This is a genomic window from Glutamicibacter protophormiae, from assembly GCF_014647495.1.
In the GTDB taxonomy this organism is placed as follows: domain Bacteria; phylum Actinomycetota; class Actinomycetes; order Actinomycetales; family Micrococcaceae; genus Glutamicibacter; species Glutamicibacter protophormiae.
Genome location: NZ_BMPH01000001.1, coordinates 432,369 through 450,009, shown reverse-complemented (window position 1 = coordinate 450,009; position 17,641 = coordinate 432,369). Strand labels below are relative to the sequence as shown.

The 17,641-nt window shown below is 63.5% G+C and carries 14 protein-coding genes and 1 pseudogene; 7 read left to right on the top strand and 8 right to left on the bottom strand.

The window, feature by feature from the left end:
• Nucleotides 1-79: 79 nt before the first annotated feature.
• The 3 genes from rpmA to IEY43_RS02100 all read right to left on the bottom strand — a co-directional run bounded on the left by rpmA (nt 80) and on the right by IEY43_RS02100 (nt 3,785).
• A complete protein-coding gene (gene rpmA, locus IEY43_RS02110; RefSeq protein ID WP_022875303.1) occupies nt 80-334 on the bottom strand; it encodes a 50S ribosomal protein L27 in 255 nt (84 codons plus the stop codon).
• 46 nt (nt 335-380) lie between these two features.
• Nucleotides 381-689: a 50S ribosomal protein L21 gene (rplU, locus tag IEY43_RS02105; protein ID WP_047119274.1), complete on the bottom strand. Its 309-nt coding sequence runs from the start codon at nt 687-689 to the stop codon at nt 381-383.
• Nucleotides 690-917: 228 nt separating this feature from the next.
• Nucleotides 918-3,785, bottom strand: a complete 2,868-nt coding sequence (locus tag IEY43_RS02100; RefSeq protein ID WP_188946906.1) for an Rne/Rng family ribonuclease — start codon at nt 3,783-3,785, stop codon at nt 918-920.
• Between the two features lie 609 nt (nt 3,786-4,394).
• Between IEY43_RS02100 and IEY43_RS02095 the strand changes: the two genes are divergently transcribed.
• The 6 genes and pseudogenes from IEY43_RS02095 to IEY43_RS02065 all read left to right on the top strand — a co-directional run bounded on the left by IEY43_RS02095 (nt 4,395) and on the right by IEY43_RS02065 (nt 8,779).
• Nucleotides 4,395-5,018, top strand: coding sequence for a vitamin K epoxide reductase family protein (locus tag IEY43_RS02095; RefSeq protein ID WP_188946905.1), 624 nt, complete (start codon nt 4,395-4,397; stop codon nt 5,016-5,018).
• 2 nt (nt 5,019-5,020) lie between these two features.
• On the top strand, nt 5,021-5,422 hold the full coding sequence (locus IEY43_RS02090; RefSeq protein WP_188946904.1) for a ribosomal maturation YjgA family protein: 402 nt from the start codon (nt 5,021-5,023) through the stop codon (nt 5,420-5,422).
• Nucleotides 5,423-5,567: 145 nt separating this feature from the next.
• Entirely contained in the window at nt 5,568-6,158 is a 591-nt protein-coding gene (locus IEY43_RS02085; RefSeq protein ID WP_188946903.1) for a GNAT family N-acetyltransferase, read from the top strand.
• A gap of 139 nt (nt 6,159-6,297) precedes the next feature.
• Nucleotides 6,298-7,632: an AI-2E family transporter gene (locus IEY43_RS02080; protein WP_188946902.1), complete on the top strand. Its 1,335-nt coding sequence runs from the start codon at nt 6,298-6,300 to the stop codon at nt 7,630-7,632.
• A gap of 124 nt (nt 7,633-7,756) precedes the next feature.
• Nucleotides 7,757-8,286 (top strand): annotated as a pseudogene (locus tag IEY43_RS18475) (GNAT family N-acetyltransferase).
• Between the two features lie 271 nt (nt 8,287-8,557).
• Nucleotides 8,558-8,779 (top strand): type II toxin-antitoxin system Phd/YefM family antitoxin, encoded by a 222-nt coding sequence (locus tag IEY43_RS02065; protein ID WP_188946901.1) that lies wholly within the window; start codon nt 8,558-8,560, stop codon nt 8,777-8,779.
• Between the two features lie 65 nt (nt 8,780-8,844).
• Here IEY43_RS02065 and ndk read toward each other — a convergent pair whose 3' ends face one another.
• Genes ndk through ileS form a run of 4 tightly spaced genes read right to left on the bottom strand, consistent with a single transcriptional unit; the run spans nt 8,845 to nt 14,338 of the window.
• Nucleotides 8,845-9,261 carry a nucleoside-diphosphate kinase gene (ndk, locus tag IEY43_RS02060; protein ID WP_188946900.1) on the bottom strand — a complete coding sequence of 139 codons (417 nt, stop codon included), beginning with the start codon at nt 9,259-9,261 and terminating at the stop codon, nt 8,845-8,847.
• 48 nt (nt 9,262-9,309) lie between these two features.
• Nucleotides 9,310-9,741: a DUF4233 domain-containing protein gene (locus tag IEY43_RS02055; protein ID WP_188946899.1), complete on the bottom strand. Its 432-nt coding sequence runs from the start codon at nt 9,739-9,741 to the stop codon at nt 9,310-9,312.
• Nucleotides 9,741-11,033 carry a bifunctional folylpolyglutamate synthase/dihydrofolate synthase gene (locus IEY43_RS02050; RefSeq protein WP_188946981.1) on the bottom strand — a complete coding sequence of 431 codons (1,293 nt, stop codon included), beginning with the start codon at nt 11,031-11,033 and terminating at the stop codon, nt 9,741-9,743. The genes IEY43_RS02055 and IEY43_RS02050 overlap by 1 nt, the downstream gene beginning before the upstream one ends.
• A gap of 53 nt (nt 11,034-11,086) precedes the next feature.
• A complete protein-coding gene (gene ileS, locus IEY43_RS02045; protein WP_188946898.1) occupies nt 11,087-14,338 on the bottom strand; it encodes an isoleucine--tRNA ligase in 3,252 nt (1,083 codons plus the stop codon).
• 489 nt (nt 14,339-14,827) lie between these two features.
• On the opposite strand from ileS, the gene helR reads away from it, so the two are divergent.
• Nucleotides 14,828-17,017 (top strand): RNA polymerase recycling motor ATPase HelR, encoded by a 2,190-nt coding sequence (gene helR / locus IEY43_RS02040; RefSeq protein ID WP_188946897.1) that lies wholly within the window; start codon nt 14,828-14,830, stop codon nt 17,015-17,017.
• A 65-nt stretch (nt 17,018-17,082) separates the two neighbouring features.
• Here the strand turns inward: helR and IEY43_RS02035 are convergent, their stop codons facing one another.
• Nucleotides 17,083-17,625 (bottom strand): GNAT family N-acetyltransferase, encoded by a 543-nt coding sequence (locus IEY43_RS02035; protein ID WP_188946896.1) that lies wholly within the window; start codon nt 17,623-17,625, stop codon nt 17,083-17,085.
• Nucleotides 17,626-17,641: the final 16 nt, after the last annotated feature.

The window sequence follows — 17,641 nt, the reverse complement described above, 5'->3', positions numbered from 1 at the left end:
AAAGTCTAACTACGCACGCAAGGGGCGGACCGGAATCGGCCCACCCCTTGTGTACTAAAAATGCTGTTGCGTACCTAAGTTAGGCAGCAGCCACAATGTTCACCACGCGGCGACCACGACGGGTGCCGAACTCGACTGCACCGGCAGCCAGAGCGAACAGGGTGTCGTCCTTGCCGCGGCCAACGCCGGCGCCCGGGTGGAAGTGGGTGCCACGCTGGCGAACGATGATTTCGCCTGCCTTGACTTCCTGACCACCGAAGCGCTTTACGCCCAGGTACTGTGCGTTGGAATCGCGACCGTTGCGAGTGGAACTCGCACCTTTCTTATGTGCCATGATTTAGCCTCTTTCGCTACAAAAAATGGATAGTACGATCGCCTAATTAGGCGATCGAGGTGACCTTGACCTTGGTCAGAGCAGCGCGGAAACCCTGGCGCTTCTTGTAACCGGTCTTGTTCTTGTACTTCTGGATAACGATCTTCTGACCGCGAAGGTTTTCAACAACCTCGGCGGTGACCTTGACCTTAGCCAGATCGGCAGCGGCGGAAGTTACCTTCTCGCCATCCACCAGCAGCAAGGCAGGAAGCTCAATGGAGCTACCTGGGGCAGCCTGAAGACGGTCAACGGTGATCAGGTCTCCAACGGAAACCTTTTCCTGGTGGCCGCCTGCGCGGACAATTGCGTACACCACGTGGGTACTCACTTCTACTCGACGTTTATTGTCTTACCGGCGCAGAAATCAACCCGCAAACCTAATATCAGGTCCGTTACGCAGGGATCTCATGCGCTTGTGCCTTGACGCCGAGCGGACCAAAAGTCCGTGATCTTGGCGTTTAGCACCGATCAACTAGATTACGCTAGTCCACGCCACTGGGGCAAATACAAACTGCCCCAGTGGGTGAACCGTGACCAAGTTCATCTATTTCAGTTCGCGGACCGGAACTCCCACACCGAACATGACCGGAGCACCGGCCGATTCGGCAGGCTTTTCAGTCTGCGAACTGACGGCATCCATCTGTACTACCGAACCGGTAGCAGCGGATACCTCGACCACTTCAACCGCAGCATTCGCATCGCCCTGGACCGAGGTGGCCCGACGGCTGCGTCGCTTTGGTTTGGTGGAACTCTGTGGGGCCGCCGAAGCGGCAGGTGCCGCAGCGGCGGCGACTGCCGGCTCAGTGGCCGGAGCCTGGGACGCAGGCAGGGCGAGGCCGGTCAGGACCGGCTGGTCCCCCGCTGCGGCGCCCTGCGGGCGCGAGGCACGGCGTGAACGGCTGCGGACAGGCTTGGAGGAAACCTGTTCGTCGGCATTCACCGGCTCGGCGGCTGGCTGCTGCACTTCGGCCTGGTTCTCGGTCCCCTGATGCTCGTCCTGGGCGCGGTTGCGTCCACGGGAGCGCGAGCGACGGCGAGACTTGCGGCCCGCGTCGGCCAGCTCGTCCTGTCCTTCACCCTCGGGCAGCGCTGCTTCCAGCGATTCCAAGGTCAGGGACGTGTCGGCGGACTCGGTGTCAACGTGCTTCGGCATGGGGATCTCGTCGCCGTTGATGTTCACGGCGTGTTCCGTCCCGTGATCCAGGTGCGAGGCCGCGGCGATGTTGGCCAGGGCATGGCGAGTCGCTTCGGTCTTCTCCTCGACGACTTCTCCCTGCTCCTGCTCGACAGGCTTGCTCTCGTCCTTGTCCCCACCGCGGCGGCGGCGGTTGCGCGAAGGCTTCTCCGAGTACTTCTTCGTGTGGCTCTCGCCATGCGAATTGAAGGACTTGCGCGATTCGACGGGCTCCTCGTGGGTGATCACGCCGGCGCCGGCGCAATGCTCGCACTCTTCGCCGAAGACTTCCAGCAGACCGGTGCCCATGCGCTTGCGCGTCATCTGCACCAGACCCAGGGATGTCACCTCGGCCACCTGGTGCTTGGTACGGTCCCGGCCGAGGCATTCGACCAGGCGACGCAGCACCAGGTCGCGGTTCGATTCCAGGACCATGTCGATGAAGTCGATGACGATGATGCCGCCGATGTCGCGCAGGCGCAGCTGCCGTACTACTTCTTCAGCTGCTTCCAGGTTGTTCTTGGTGACAGTCTCTTCGAGGTTGCCGCCCGAACCGGTGAACTTGCCGGTGTTGACGTCGATGACCGTCATCGCTTCGGTGCGGTCGATGACCAGCGAACCGCCCGAGGGCAGGAAGACCTTGCGATCCAGCGCCTTGGCGATCTGCTCGTCGACGCGGTAGGTGGCGAAGATGTCCTCGTTCTGCTCCCACTTCTCCAGGCGGCCCATCAGATCCGGGGCCACGTACATGACGTAGGCCTCGATCGTGTCCCAGGCATGCTCGCCGGAGACGATCAGCTTGGTGAAGTCCTCGTTGAAGACGTCTCGGACGACCTTGATGGTCAGGTCCGGCTCCGAGTACAGCAGCTCAGGGGCCAAGGTCTTGGTCGAGTTCGACTGCTCCTCGATGCCTTCCCACTGGGCGCGCAGGCGGTTGATGTCATTGGTCAGCTCCTCTTCCGAGGCGCCTTCCGCTGCGGTGCGCACGATCACGCCGGCATTCTCCGGCAGGTGGTCCTTCAGGATCTTCTTCAGGCGCTGGCGCTCGACGTCCGGCAGCTTGCGGGAGATACCGGTCATGGAACCGCCCGGCACGTACACCAGGTAGCGGCCCGGCAGCGAGACCTGACTGGTCAGGCGGGCGCCCTTGTGGCCTACCGGGTCCTTGGTGACCTGCACCAGCACAGAATCCCCGGCTTTCAGGGCGTTCTCGATGCGGCGCGGCGCTCCTTCGAGGCCCGCCACGTCCCAGTTCACTTCGCCGGCGTACAGCACGGCGTTGCGTCCGCGGCCGATGTCCACGAATGCGGCTTCCATGGAAGGTAGCACGTTCTGCACCTTGCCCAGGTACACGTTGCCGATCAGCGAATCCTGCTGGGTCTTGGACACGAAATGCTCGGCCAGGACGCCGTCTTCGAGGACGCCGATCTGGATGCGGTCTTCACGCTGGCGCACGATCATCTTGCGCTCCACGGACTCGCGGCGCGCCAGGAACTCAGCCTCGGTGATCACCTGGCGGCGACGGCCGGTCTCGCGGGATTCGCGGCGGCGTTGGCGCTTGGCTTCCAGACGGGTGGAACCGCGCACCGAAGCGACCTTGCTGTTCACGCTGGCGTGGCTCTCGATGCCGGCACGCGGGGCGCGGACGCGGGTGACCGTGTTCGGCGGATCGTCCTGCGATCCGCCTTCGAGCTCCAGATCGACATCGCCGCGGCGGCGACGGCGACGGCGGCGCGAGGTGACGTCTTCTTCTTCCTCGGACTGCTCCTCGGCCTCCGCATGCGGTGCGGTGCGGGTCTTCTTCGCGACGGCCTGGGCCAGCACCGAATGCGCCGACTCAGGGATCGCAAACGGGTTCATGATCATGGTGCTCCCGTGCTCGGCCAGCAGTGCGCCGGTGCGGTCTTCTGGCTCGGCGTTCGCCTCGGCCTCGATGGCCGCCTGGGCAATGGCCTCGACGGTTTCCAGGGATGCAGCAGGCGCTGCAGGCTCCACGACTTCAGCGGCGGGGGCTTGCACCTGTTCGGTGGCTTCGGCCTCGACTGCCTGCTGCTTTGCCGCCTGCTCATTCAAGGCTTCGTCGACTTCCGCGCTGCGGGCGCTCTGGGCTCGACGGTCGGCTTGGCGGCTTGCGCGCTTGCTGGAGTCAGGGGTTGACACCTGGGTGCGGCGGGTGGCCCGCCAGCGGTACTGGGTGTCTTCAACGCCGGCAGCGGCATTAAGCTCTGCCAGAGTCATGGCGCGACGCAATGGACGAGCCGGGGTGGTGGATACCTGGGTGCGGCGGGCGCGCGTCGAACGATTGCCTCGCTTGCTTCCCTGCGCCCCACCCTTTCGCTGATTTGATGCGCTCATTTAATTTCGCGTACTCCTATTAAAGTCCAGCTTCTGCATCCTCCACAGACGGTGCCTTGGCTGAATCTACAAACATGACGTGCGGCTCGGCCTACTTCTATGAGTCGGCCGGACACAAAAGCTCTATATATTCCGCAGCTGTCCACGCCCCGGAACCGGAGTACCGATCCCGACGCAGCAACTGCGGCTCAACGCGGCCCTTTCAAACCAGCTGCTTTCCTTTGCAGCCCTTCGATCCGCGGTATTCCCTCGGGAGGCGCACATATTGGGCACTCAACCGAAGCGATGCATCGCCTGACGATCTGTCGTTTCGAAAGTCTCTCGTTGGGTTGAAAGCAGACTGTGGATCCGCGAACAACCACTCCTATTCTCTCATATTTCGTTCACATCGCGTTCATGGGCACATATCCGTTGCACAGAAAATCTTTTTAGGATGAGAACGCACACGGCGGAGTCATCCGCTTTCCTAGGAACATATGGAATAGTCAAAGCATGGTTTCATCACTTGAAAATCAACAGACCCCGGGCGTGTTGCCTTGGTGGGCGAGGGATCGCGGGTTCGGCCTGTTCACCATCGTCACCGGCATCATCGCATGGGTCGCCGCCGGGATCCTGGTCCTGGAGCGGATCGAACTCTACAAGAACCCTGACTACGTCACGAGCTGCGACGTCAATCCATGGATTTCCTGCGGCACGGTCATGAAAACCGAACAGGCAGGCATCTTCGGTTTCCCCAACCCGTTCTTCGGCATCGTCTGCTTCGCCGTCGTGGTCGCCATCGGCTTCGCACTGCTGGCTGGAGCCACCAAGCTGCAGCGCTGGTTCTGGATCTGCTTCCAGCTGGGCGTCACCGCGGCGCTGGGCCTGGTCATCTGGTTCTGGTTCCAGGCGCTGTACGAAATCAACGCCCTTTGCCTCTACTGCATGGTCGTCTGGACCATGGTCATCCCGCTCTTTGTCTTCACTACAGGACGCAATGTGCTGACCGGCGTGATCCCCGCCGGCGAAGGAGTGAAGAAGCTGTTCCGCGAATGGAGCTGGATCATCACCGCCATTCTGTGGCTGCTGGTCGCCGCGACCGTGATCCTGCGTTTCCCGAACGCTTTCTTCGGATAGGCATGGGCAGCATTTCTGCGCGGCGCCTAACCCTGGGGATCATCGCCATGGCGATGATCCCCGCTGGTTTAAGCGCACGATATCTTGGCGGCGGATTGGCCGCAGACTTCTCCGGCGGGGTGCTGTATGCGGCGTTGTTCTACGTGCTCTTCGCCTTGATCCTGGTACGCCGCTCCCCCTGGCTTCCAGCCTCCCTGGCTTTCCTGTGGTGCTTCGGGATCGAATTCCTGCAGCTCACCGGCCTGCCGGCGCTTCTGGTTTCCATGCTCCCGGCGGCCCACCTGGTGTTCGGTTCTGGCTTCGCGGCGCTGGATCTTGCCGCCTATACGCTGGGGATCCTGCTGTCCGCAGCGCTGGATTTCTGGCTGGGCCAACACTTCAGGTCCGCGGCGAAAACCCGCTGAGGAGCTTCGGCGTGTCTGATGCGCCACCGCAACCCCCAGGATGGCTTAACTTCCTACCCATAGGGGCTTTTCCGGTTCACTGGTGGCCACGCTCGCCTGTCGTGGAATGCGGAGCGTGAATTACGCAACAGGGTAGATTGGATGCATGGCCAGTGACATATGGAACACAGAGAATGCCCAGGACTACGGAATCAACCTGCTGATTTCTGAGCACATCCGCCTGCGCGAACTGCAGGAATCCGACCTCCCGATCCTGACCCAGTGGTGGAACAGCCCGGAATTCATGGCTCTGCAAGGATCCTTGGTGCTCCCGCATCCGGGGACCGAAGCCGCCGAGCTCTTCAAGGGGCGCAGCCTCAACCGCGGTACCACCGACGGAGTGGGCCTGTGCATCACGCTTCCCGACGACACCCTAATCGGACACACGGCGCTGTACAACTACAACGCTCCAGCCCGTTCGGCCGAGCTGATGATCATGATCGGCGGATCCAACGTCGGCCAGGGCTACGGCACCATGGCAACCAAGATGATTGTCGACTTCGGCTTCCGCGAGATGGGGCTGAACCGCATTGGGCTGAGCGTGTGGGCCTACAACGAACGCGCGCTGCGCACCTTCAACCGCGCAGGATTCCGGGAAGAGGGACGCGAACGCCAGGCCGGCTTCCATGACGGCAAGTTCCACGACCGGATCATCATGGGCCTGCTGTCCAGCGAGTACTTCGGGCCGCGCTCCTAACCTGTCTCAGACCTCCACCCAGCAAACGATCAACCCAACACTGAGCTGGCAAAAGATCATCCTCACGGTGTTGATCTACCGACTGTTCATTTCGCTAGCCTATTGTTGGAGCTATCACAAACGGCATTGAGGAGCGAGTATGAGTTTGTTTCGCAGGGCGAAACCCGCGACGAAGGAGAAGGCCCCACAGGCCAAAACCGACGCGGCATTGGGCTTGACCACCGAGCAGCCACCCGAATTCACCGTCAGCGGGCTATGGACGGATCTGCTTGGACGCATGGGAATCCGCAGCGCACAGATCCTGGTGGTCGGTGCGCTGGCGGCATTCATCATCATCGGCATGCTCAGGCTCACCACCATCGTCATTCCGACACTGCTGGCAATCATCATCGCCTGCGCGCTCTGGCCGTTAGTGGTCCGACTGCGCCGGGTGGTCAATGCACTGCTCGCTGCATGGATCGTGTTCCTCGGTTCACTGCTCGTGCTTGGCGGGATCGGCACCGGTTTGGTGTTCTCGGTGACCAACGAATGGTCGACCCTGGTCGACAAGGCGGTCCAGGGCTTCAACCAGCTCAACGAGATCATCCAGGAAGTACTGGGCGATCTTCCGTTCACCATCGACCAGGAGCAGATCGATAAGGCCGTCCAGACCGTCACCGGGTTCCTGACCAGTTCCCAGTTCGGTACCGGAGCGCTGAATACCATCAGCGCCGCCGGCAGCTTCGTCACCGGCCTGATCCTGTTGCTGGTCATCCTGTTCTTCTTCCTGAAGGACGGGGACCGCATTTGGGCCTTCGCGGTCTCCTGGACCCCGAAGCACTACCGCAACAAGTGGATCCTGTCCGGAGACCGTGCTCTGCACACCTTCGGCGGCTACATTCGTGGCACCTCGATTGTGGCGGCCGTTGACTCGATCGGCATCACCGCCACCCTGCTGATCCTGCAGGTGCCGCTGGCCATTCCGCTGGGCGTCATCGTCTTCCTCGGCTCGTTCGTCCCGATGGTCGGTGCGACCGTGGCCGGTGTGCTAGCCACCCTGGTTGCGCTCGTCACCAATGGCCCGGTGGTGGCACTGATCGTGCTGGCCGCCGTCATCATCGTGAACCAGTTGGAAGGCAACTTCCTGCAGCCGGTTGTCATGGCCAATGCCCTGAGCCTGCACGCGCTGGTCGTCTTGATGGCCTTGACCGCTGGCACCGTGCTGGCCGGCATCATCGGAGCGGTGCTTGCCGTACCACTGACCGCCGCGACCTGGGCCGTGGTCAAGGTCTGGACCGGGCGCGAGAAGTCTGATCCGTCCGTCGAAGCCAAACAGGACATCATCGCGGAAGTCGCGCTGGACGAGGAAGCATCCGCCATCGAACGGCTGGATGCCAAGGAAAAGGCCGCCAAGGAACGGGCACTGAAGGAGAATACCGACGCCGGGAAACCTGCCCATTCGCTCTCCGAAGAGCCAAGGGACGCGGCCGAGTAGGTCCGCACCACCCGCCGATGCACGTTCAGGGGTCCAGCTTCCACCATCCGGGAGCTGGGCCCCTTGCTTTCCACCGGGTGCCCGCAGCACGCTGTCCGCCGCCGAAAGGGACATCGGGAACCGCATGAAACAGATCATCGAGCACAGGCTGCACGATGGCACGCGCCTTGCCCTGCGCAGCTTCAGCCAGCAGGACGTCGATGCCGTGCATGCCTACACCGCGGATCCGCTGGTCTGCCGGTACGTCGATTGGGGCCCCAACTCCCGGTCCGACTCCGAGGCGTTCATCAACGAGGCCAGGGCCTCCGCTCCGGGCGCCTTCAACCTTGCGGCCGCCCTGGACAGCGATGTCATCGGCGCGGGAGCCGTCTGGACCACTAGCGAACAACACGCCTGTGGAGAGCTGGGCTACGTCCTGAACAGCCGTCACTGGGGCCGGGGGTACGCAACGATCGTTGCCGGAATGCTGCTTGGCTGGGTTTCGCAACCTTGGGCCTGCAACGCACTGAAGCCACCTGCGCCCCTCAGAACACAGCCTCGCGCAGGGTGCTCGAAAAATCGGGATTCAGTTACGAGGGACTGCTGCGCGGCCACAAGCGAACGGCTTCCGGGCGCCGGGACTCGCTGCTGCACGCCAGACTCTCCTCCGACTAGCCTCGGCCCGCAACCCCGGGCGGCCCGGGACTTCGATGCCGGCGGCGGGACTCCACGAATTCATCAATCCGTGTCACAAAATGATGCTGAAGATTGTATTGCCCGATGTTTGTGTGTTTAATGTGACTCATGTGAATTACCTGGAGCGATGCGAAGACCCCTCGTCCCCCGGATGGCCACCCGGCCGTTTAGTACCGTGGACCCCCATCCACGGTGTGGGCATCGCCCCATCCTCGACGCTTTGAGCACATAACCCCCAGGAGGAATCTGCATGCTGAATTTCAGCTATGAAGAAGCCCTACAGAATTTCCCGCACCTATTGGACAACGTGGCGACCAGCCACCAGGTCATCACCGTCCAGGGCGCAAACCATGAATCGGTGGTCCTGATCTCAAAGGACGACTTCGATTCCATCAGCACAGGTGGCCACCCGGCCCCGACGCTGGCAGCTTCTCCTCCCGGCGCCAACAACAATCTCGACGGCTGGTTGTAGGCTTTCCCTTTAAGCGCAGAATCCCAGGGACCCCGAAGGGTCCCTGGGATTCTGCGCTTCATCGGCTAGTTGCCGAACCAGATGCCGATCTCACGGGCGGCGGACTCCGGCGAGTCCGAGCCGTGGACCAGGTTCTGCTGAACCTTCAGGCCCCAGTCGCGGCCCAGATCGCCGCGGATGGTGCCCGGAGCGGCAGTGGTCGGGTCAGTGGTGCCTGCCAGCGAACGGAAGCCGGTGATGACCGCATGGCCCTCGGCGACGATGGCGACCACCGGGCCGGAGAGCATGAACTCGACCAGCGGCTCGTAGAACGGCTTGCCTTCGTGCTCGGCGTAGTGCTGGGCGAGCAGTTCGCGGGTCGCGGAGACCTGCTTCAGCTCGGCGATGGTGTAGCCCTTGGCTTCGATGCGGGCGATGATCTGGCCGGTCAAGCCGCGCTTGACGCCGTCCGGCTTGACCAGGATCAGGGTACGTTCAGTCATGTGACTACCTCTTCGTATCGGTGGATGAAACTTCGTGGGTGAACTGGACTAGGCCTGTTCGGGGTGCGCCTGGTCCCAGGCTTCCTGGGCCGCGGCTCGCTTGGCGTTGTCGCGGTCCATGCTTTCGCCCTTGGACAGCGCGTACCACCAGCACAGCGCGAAGGCGCTGGCCAGGTAGAACATATCCACCAGGATGAAGCCGCTGAGGAAGAACACCACCTGCAGGGCCCAGCCGATGATGAAACCGATTTTCTTGGTCAGCAGCGCGCAGTTCACGATGCACAGCACCGCGATGGCGGCACCCAGGCCGAGGACCACCGCCGGTTCACCGCGCTTGAGCCCGAAGGCCGCCAGCGTGACGAACACCGCCAACAGCGCCTCGCAGACCAGGACGGTGGAGGCGAACATCGTTTTAACCGAGCGCTGCTTTTTCTGCATGCCCGGGCGCCACTCGCGCTGGGCGCGGGTCAGCTTGGCCATTAGGCTCCTCCCTTGAGCAGTGTCGTAATCTCGCCCACCAGTGTAATCGAGCCGGTCACCAGCACGCCGCCGGACAGGTCGTTGCCTGCCTCGGCCCGCCCCACGGACCATTCGATGGCGTCTTCCAGGTCTTCGGTGACGTGGATGTCCTCTTCGGGCCAGCCGGCGGCCAGCGCCATGTTGGCCAGTTCCCCGGCTGGGATGGCCCGTGGCGAGGACGACTGGGTGATGCACAGGTCCTCGACCAGGTCGCCGTACTCCTCGCGCATGGTGTAGAGCATGGCTTCGGCGTCCTTTTCCTGCAGGATGCCCACCATGAGCACCAGCCGGGAGAAGCCGAAGGATTCGCGGATGGCCTCGGCCGAGACGCGGATGCCGTCCGGGTTGTGCCCGGCGTCCACCAGGATGCTCGGCGCGGTGCGCACCAGTTCCAGGCGGCCCGGGCTGGAGGTTTCGGCGAAGCCCTCGCGGACCAGGTCCGCGTTCAGCTCGCGCTCGCCCCCACCCAGGAATGCTTCCACGGCGGCCAGCGCCACGGCGGCGTTCTGCGCCTGGTGGGCGCCGAACAGCGGCAGGAAGATCTCCTCGTAGGTCGCGGCCTGGCCCTGGATGGCCAGCAGCTGTCCGCCCACGGCAACCTGGCGGTCCAGCAGCTTGAAGTCCAGGGACTCGAAGGCCATGGGCACCTCCAGCTCGCGGGCGCGGGCCAGCAGCACGTCGGCGGCGTCCACCGGCTGCACCGAGGAGACCAGGTAGCCGCCGGGCTTCAGGATGCCCACCTTTTCCTGGGCGATCAGCTCGGTGGTGTCGCCCAGCAGGTCGGTGTGGTCCAGCGAGATCGGGGTGACCACCGAAACGTCGCCGTCCGCCACGTTGGTGGCATCGGTGATGCCGCCCAGGCCCACCTCCAGGACCACCACGTCCACCGGGGCCTCCGCGAAGACCGCGAAGGCCAGGATGGTGACGGCCTCGAAGTAGGTCAGGCGGGTTTCCCCGCGCTCGTCCAGCTCCGCGTCGACGATCTCCAGGAAGGGGCTGATCTCGTCCCAGACGCGCACGAAGGTCTCGTCCGCGACCGGTTCGCCGTCCACGCTGATGCGCTCGGTCACGGAGACCAGGTGCGGCGAGGAGTAGCGGCCGGTGCGCAGATCATGCGCGCGCAGCAGGGACTCGATCATGCGGGCCGTCGAGGTCTTGCCGTTGGTGCCGGTGATGTGGATGACCGGGCAGGCCTTCTGCGGCTCACCGAGGATCTCCATGGCGCGGAACATCGGTTCCATGCGCGGTTCCATCTTGTTCTCCGGCGCGCGGTCCAGCAGTTCGCGGTAGACGCGGTTCAGGTCGCTCACTTGGCTGCGTCCTGCATGACGACGACGGTGACTTGTTCGGATTCGACCGAGTCGTCCACGAGCAGCTCCAGCTGCGCGGTCAGCGTCTCCCCGGCCACCAGCTCGCGGTTGGCTTCCAGCGCAGCGATGACCTCTGCCTTGGCGGTGACCACGGTGCGGATGCGATCCGAGACCTGCAGGTCCGCGTCCTTGCGGGCGGACTGGATGGAGCGGATCATGTCGCGGGCGGCGCCTTCGGCGGCCAGCTCGTCGGTGACCTCGGTGTCCAGCACCAGGAAGCCGCCGTCGATGACCGCCGCGGCGATGTCCGCCGCTTCGTCCACCACGGTGTCCAGGGTGTATTCCCCGGCGGCGAGTTCCAGGCCGCCGGCGGTGACCACGCCGTCGGTGACGGACCAGTCACCGGACTTGGCGCCCTTGATGGCCTGCTGCACGTTCTTGCCCAGGCGCGGGCCGGCGGCGCGGGCGTTGACGACCAGCTGCTGGCTGATGCCGTAGCTGGCGGCGTCCACGCCGGCCGCGTCGATCAAGGTGACCGATTTCAGGTTCAGTTCGTCCTTGATGATCGACTCGTAGGTGCCGGACAGCCCAGCGGCATCGGTGAGCACGATCTTCAGCTCGGCCAAGGGCAGGCGCACCCGCAGGTTCTTGGCCTTGCGCAGCGAGGAGCCCACCGAGCAGATCTTGCGGGTGGTTTCCATGGCTTCCAGCGCCGAGGTGTCGGTCGGGAAGTCGTTGGCATCCGGCCAGTCGGTCAGGTGCACCGAGCGCTGCCCGGTCAACCCGCGGTAGATCTCCTCGCTGGCCAGCGGCAGCAGGGAGGCGGTGACCTTCACCAGGGTTTCCAAGGCGGTGTACAGGGTGTCGAAGGCCTGGGTGTCCTCATCGAAGAAGCGCTGGCGGCTGCGGCGCACGTACCAGTTGGTCAGCGTGTCCATGTAGCGGCGCACTGCCTCGGTGGCGTCGGAGACCTCATAGGAATCCAGCGCCTCGGTGACCTCGCGCACCAGCTGGCCGGTGGCGGCCAGCATGTACTGATCCAGCGGGTCGGTGGAAGCGGTGGAGAACTTCGCCTCGTAGCCGGCGCCGTTGTTCGCGGCGTTGGTGTAGAGGTTGAAGAAGTGCCACACGTTCCACAGCGGCAGCAGCACCTGGCGCACGCCCTCGCGGATGCCCTGTTCGGTGACGATCAGGTTGCCGCCGCGCAGGATCGGGCTGGCCATCAGGAACCAGCGCATCGCGTCGGAGCCGTCGCGGTCCAGGACCTCGGTGACGTTCGGGTAGTTCTGCAGGGACTTGGACATCTTCTGCCCGTCGCTGCCGAGCACGATGCCGTGGGAGATCACGTTGGTGTAGGCCGGGCGGTCGAACAGCGCGGTGGCCAGGATGTGCATGGTGTAGAACCAGCCGCGGGTCTGGCCGATGTACTCCACGATGAAGTCCGCCGGGTTGTGCCCGCCGTCGAACCATTCGCGGTTCTCGAACGGGTAGTGCACCTGGGCGTAGGGCATCGAGCCGGAGTCGAACCAGACATCCAGCACGTCCTCGACGCGGCGCAGGGTGCCGCCGGCGGCGCAGCCCTCGTGGGCGGCGGTCAGCTCGTCGATGAACGGGCGGTGCAGGTCGGGTTCGCCGTCGTGGTTCAGCGGCAGGCGGCCGAAGAAGTTCTTCAGCTCGTCCAGCGACCCGAAGACCTCGCGGTGCTCGCACTCCACGCCGTCGCATTCCCAGACCGGGATCGGGGAGCCCCAGAAGCGGTTGCGGGAGATCGACCAGTCGCGGGCGTTCTCCAGCCACTTGCCGAACTGGCCGTGCTTCACGTTGCCCGGGATCCAGTTGATCTGCTCGTTCAACTCCAGCATGCGGTCCTTGATCTTGGTGACCTCGACGTACCAGGAGGAGATCGCGCGGTAGATCAGCGGGGTGCGGCAGCGCCAGCAATGCGGGTAGGAGTGCTCGTAGGAGGCCTGCTTGACCAGGCGGCCGTCGGCCTTGAGCACGTTGGTGATGGTCTTGTTGGCTTCGAAGACCTGCACGCCGGCGATGTCGTTCAGCGGGCCGCCGGTGAAGACGGGCAGGAACTTGGCGCCCTCGTCCACGGAGAGGATTACCGGGATGCCGTGGGCTTCGCAGACCTTCTGGTCTTCCTCGCCGTAGGCGGGTGCCTGGTGGACCAGTCCGGTGCCGTCCGCGGTGGTGACGTAGTCGGCGGTGAGGATCTGCCAGGCGTTGTCGGTGCCGTACTTCTCGGTATCGGTGTAGGTGTCCCACAGCGGCGCATAGCGCACGCCGGCCAGCTGCGCGCCGGTGTAGCTGGCGGTGATGGCTGCGGCGGCGGCCTTGGCGTCCTTGTAGCCCAGGTCCTTGGCGTAGGAACCCAGCAGGTCCTTGGCCAGCAGGAACGGGCCGGCGGCCTCGGAGGCCTTCACGCCCTTCTCGCCTGAGGGAACCACGACGTATTCGACGTCCGGGTGCACGGCCAGCGCCTCGTTGGTCGGCAGGGTCCACGGGGTGGTCGTCCAGGCCAGGGCCTGCACGCCGGCCAGCTCGGCCGAGACCGGGTTCTCGCCGGCGAGGATGGTGAAGCCCACGGTGACGGTCTGGTCCTGGCGGTCCTTGTAGACGTCGTCGTCCATGCGCAGCTCGTGGTTGGACAGCGGGGTCTCGTCCTTCCAGCAGTACGGGAGCACGCGGAAGCCCTGGTAGGTCAGCCCCTTGTCGCTCAGCTGCTTGAAGGCCCAGATGACCGACTCCATGTACTCGACATTCAGGGTCTTGTAGTCGTTCTCGAAGTCCACCCAGCGGGCCTGACGGGTGACGTAGTTCTGCCATTCGTCGGCGTACTTCATCACGGAGGTGCGGCAGGCGTCGTTGAACTTGTCGATGCCCATCTCCAGGATGTGCTGCTTGTCGTTCATGCCCAGCTGCTTCATGGCCTCCAGCTCGGCCGGCAGGCCGTGGGTGTCCCAGCCGAAGCGGCGCTCCACGCGCTTTCCGCGCTGGGTCTGGTAGCGGGCGACCAGGTCCTTGACGTAGCCGGTCAGCAGGTGGCCGTAGTGCGGCAGGCCGTTGGCGAAGGGAGGTCCGTCGTAGAAAACGAATTCTTCGCCCTCACGCTGGTCGATGGAGGCCTGGAAAGTGTTGTCATTTTTCCAGTAGTCGAGCACGCGTTTCTCAATGTCTGGGAAACGCGGCGAAGCCGGGGTCGAACCGGTTGGGTCAGTAGTGACCTTCGGGTAGAAGCTCATCGCTTTGGCCGTCCTTCAAGCGTAGGGTCGATAAATCCTTGCCTACGAGGACGACGCATGCGCCGCGGTACCACCCCGCTTATCCCCCGCCCGATGCTGTGAGCACCGGCGGGACATCGCTTCTCTTCAGCTGTGACGGGCTGGACCCGGCCGGCTCTACTGGGCGTGAGACGAACGTGATCGACCAACGCTGTTCTTCCGACGACTCCCCGGTGATGGCCGGTTCAAAGTCATGATTCATCCATCGTATCGCGACTTGGGCACTGTGAAAATTCCCGGCGCACAGCAATGTGCGCAGTGAGCGCACCGTCACACCTCCAGCATGCACAATTCGGAGAATTGAGTCGCTCTTCGACAGGGCAAGCAGGAAAGTTCCCACAAGCCTCATTTTCAGGATAGCCCCTGGACACCCTCTTGCCGCAAGGCCCCGGGCGAGGCGCATAGTCAATGCTTGCACCGCTAGTCTGACGTCATTTCCGGAGGCCCCAAATGCCCGACACCCCCATAGCCACCGATCCATTTGTCCAACAATTCTTCGCCCTCTCCGGCGCCAAGGCAGGACTGACGAACCCGGCAACGCTCGACGCGGACAACTACCGATTGCACGCAATCGCCCAGCGTACGGAGCAGCTTCGCACGCAGACCCGACATCGACTCATCACCCGCGGGACTGACCGGGCGGGTGTACTGCAGCAATCCCTGGAGAGGGACGTGGAAGTCAGCGCGCTGGGTGCACGGCTGGCGCGACTGGATCATCTCGGCCCGCAGGACTGCCTAGGATTCATGCAGACAACGACCGGCGAGCGCCTTTTTATCGGGCGCCTTGGCCTGAGCGACGAACAGGGCAGCCCACTCATGATCGACTGGCGTGCGCCTGCTGCGGAACCGTTTTTTGCTGCGACCCATGCGAACCCGCAGGGTTTGGTGATGCGCAGGAGGTATCGCTGGCGCAAGCAGATGATTGCCGGCTACTTCGACGAGGTATTCGATCTGGAACGTCTGGGTGAGAGCACCTCACTGGATGACCATTCGGCGTTTCTAGCTTCGCTGGGTGAGCAGCGCACCGGGAAGATGCAAGATGTCCTGGCTACGATTCAAGGCGACCAGGATGCGATCATCCGCCGCCCATCGGCCGGAGCCCTCGTAGTGGACGGTGGGCCGGGGACGGGCAAGACCGTTGTGGCGCTGCACCGGGCCGCGTATCTGCTGCATGCGGATGCGCGGGTAAAGAACCGGGGCGGCCGCGTGCTTGTGGTGAGTCCCCATGATTCCTATACAGCCTATGTTTCCGATATCCTGCCGAATTTGGGCGAAGACGAGGTTCTCGTGTCAACGCTTTCGAACATGGTTTCGAATGCTGGTGGTGCCCGGGTGGAAACCGACTCGGTGATTGGCCGGATCAAGGGGACCTCCGCCATGGTTGATGCCGTGGAACGAGCCGTGAGGGTTTTCGAACAGCCTCCCGCACAGGGTCTGGTCATTGAAACTCCCTGGGATGAGCTCATGCTCTCCCCCGACCAATGGACGGCTGCGGTGGACTGCCTCGAATCGGGTTTGGACCACAACACCGCGCGATCCCAGCTCCGTGAGGTGCTCGTCGAGCAGTTGGCGGCCAAGGTAACCAGCGAGGATGCCAGCGGTTCAGAATCCCGGCATGCATTAGCTGCCAACGACCAGCTGGATGCCTGTTTGGAGGAGTACTGGCCTGTCTTGGATCCGGAGAGGCTCCTTCGGACCCTGTATTCGAACGCACCCTTGCTGCGGTACTGCGCCCGGGGATTGAGTTTGGATGACATCGACACGCTGCTGCAGGCAGAGACCGGCGAAACATGGACCGAATCTGACTTGCCCCTGCTGGACGCAGCCCGCGCACTGGTCGGCAACCCGCACGGTGAACAGATCCGTGTGCAGCGTGCCGCCGCATTATCCTCCGCGCGCACCCTGATGCGACAGGTCGTTGACGACCTGATCGCTTCTGCCGACGACAAAGAAGACCTGTCCTCGCAGCTGATGAATGCCGACCTGCAGGACCAACTGGTTGAGCAGCGAGCCCCGGAGGAACCAGTTGGCGACGTATCCGCGGGCCCCTTCTCGCACGTGATTGTCGATGAAGCACAGGATCTGACGGATGCCCAGTGGGCCATGGTGCTCAGGCGCTGTCCCTCGGGCAGCCTGACGATTGTCGGCGATCGTGCGCAGGCAACTGCCGGGTTCAGCGGTTCCTGGGCTGGGCGCCTGGCCCGGGCGGGCATACGCGACGTTCATGTTGCAGCGCTGAACATCAACTATCGGACCACCGCTCAGGTCATGGACGCTGCGGCTACGGCCATCCGCCAGCAAATGCCCGGGGCGAATGTTCCGGTGTCCGTACGCACCAACGGAGCCCCGGTACGTTACGCGCACCCGGATGAGCTGGAGCCCATTCTCAATGCCTGGCTGCAAAGCCACGCTGAAGGTGTTGCAGCGGTCATCGGCCATGACGCGTTCACTGCACGGTTGAGGGTGGCTGCGTTGAGCCCTGAACAAGCCAAGGGACTGGAGTTCGATCTGGTTCTGCTGTATCGTCCCGAGCGTTTCGGTTCCGGTGTGGAAGGGGCAGTGCGGCGCTACGTCTCCATGACCCGGGCTACGGCGCAGCTGGTGGTGCTGCAGGATCCGGACGCAACGCGGGCCTCATGACTTCGGCGTGGTTTTTCGGGAGTGCCGGCAAGGTGCCCGTGCCGTAGTCGGATGGCGGACATCGGCTACAGCTCGAGGTCTTCCCATTCGAAACGGGTCACGGTTCCATTGGCCCAGTCCTCACGCAGAATCGAATAGGCGATCGAAGCCACATGCCGGCCATCAGCCGTTGGCCATCCCATCCGGTAATGCGCCTCCTTGAGGAACCCGCAGCGAAGGAACGTCTTGCGCATCGCGATGTTGTCTTCCCGCGTCTGGCCTTCGAAGCGGAGAGCGTTCGGCATCGATTCGAACACCATGCCGCACAGGGCGCGCAGCACCTCGGCTCCGATGCCTTGGCCTCTTTGGGATTCGGCCAGACGCAGATCAAACAGCGGAGATCCACCGTCCTGCAAGTCTTCCAAGACCACCATGCCACGACGTTGTCCGCCTCGGACGGCCCAGTAGCCCTGCCGGTCTTCATTCCAGAAATGGCTGCTATCGACTCTCGTCCGCACGTCAGCTTCGCCGGGCGCTTGATGGACATGGAACGGGAAGCGATTGGTGGTGAGGAACTCGATCAGATCGTCCCTATCAGCGGCCGACATCTGCACGAAGGTGATGCTCATGCTCCGAGCCTAGCTA